General features: G+C 55.2%; 1 protein-coding gene. It reads left to right on the top strand.

The genetic code is table 11. The annotated features are described in order from the left end of the window. Nucleotides 1-29: 29 nt before the first annotated feature. Nucleotides 30-1,208, top strand: a 1,179-nt coding sequence (locus JUI58_RS21845; RefSeq protein WP_348539951.1) for a tetratricopeptide repeat protein, incomplete at its 3' end; no start/stop codon positions are given.

Below are 1,208 nucleotides of genomic sequence, written 5' to 3'. Positions count from 1 at the left end.
CAAGTGCGGCAATACTGCCCGTCTCTGGGATGGCACAGGGAAAACCCGTTGAAACCCACATCGCCCAACAGTCGCCGGACTTAGATGAGGCAAACCGGGTTCTTCAAGAGGCGGTTCAATTGCGTCAGCAAGGGACCTTAGAAACCTTCCAACAAGCCATTCCTCTCTTTGAACGCGCTGCAACTCTCTTTCGCCAAGCAGGAGAACAACGTTTAGAAGCCGTCACTCTCACCAACATTGGCTTCATCTACGACTCCCTAGGAGAAAAGCAGAAAGCATTGGAATGCTACGCTCGTGCCTTGCCCCTCTTCCAAGCCTTGGGCGATCGCGGGGGAGAAGCTGCAACCCTCAACAATATTGGTGCTGTCTATGACTCCCTAGGAAAAAAGCAGAAAGCCCTTGAATACTTCGCTCGCGCCTTGCCTCTCTACCAAGCAGTGGGCGCTCGCGGGGGAGAAGCCCAAACCCTCAACAATATTGGCGCTGTCTACAACTCCCTAGGAGAAAAGCAGAAAGCGTTGGAATACTACGATCGCGCCTTGCCTCTCTACCAAGCCGTGGGCGATTCTCCTTCGGAGAGGCTACGCCAACGCCGGGGGGAAGCCGGCATCCTCAACAATATTGGCTTTGTCTACGACTCCCTAGGAGAAAAGCAAAAAGCCCTTGAATACTACGCTCGCGCCTTGCCTCTCTACCAAGCCGTGGGCGATCGCGGCGGAGAAGGCACTACCCTCAACAACATTGGTGGGGTCTACGACTCCCTAGGAGAAAAGCAGAAAGCCCTTGAATACTACGAACGCGCCTTGCCCCTCTACCAAGCCGTGGGCGATCGCCGGGGGGAAGGCACGACTCTCAACAACATTGGCTTAGTCTACAACTCCCTAGGAGAAAAGCAGAAAGCCTTGGAATACTACGCCCGCGCTTTGCCCCTTCTCCAAGCCGTGGGCGATCGCGGGGTAGAAGCCAGAACCCTCAACAATATTGGCGCTGTCTACAACTCCCTAGGAGAAAAGCAGAAAGCCCTTGAATACTTAGATCGCGCCCTACCCCTCCACCAAGCCGTGGGCGATCGCGCAGGAGAAGCCATCTCGTTGTACAGTATCGCCTTCACCCAACGTTCCCAAGGCAACCTCGAAAACGCCCTCACCGAGATGGAAAAATCCATCGCCATCCTCGAAGACCTCCGCACCAAAGCCCCCACCACCGAA

The organism is Spirulina sp. CCY15215, assembly GCF_016888125.1.
In the GTDB taxonomy this organism is placed as follows: domain Bacteria; phylum Cyanobacteriota; class Cyanobacteriia; order Cyanobacteriales; family Spirulinaceae; genus CCY15215.
The sequence above is the reverse complement of the archived record's forward strand: the minus strand, read 5'-3'. Positions and strand labels throughout refer to the sequence as shown.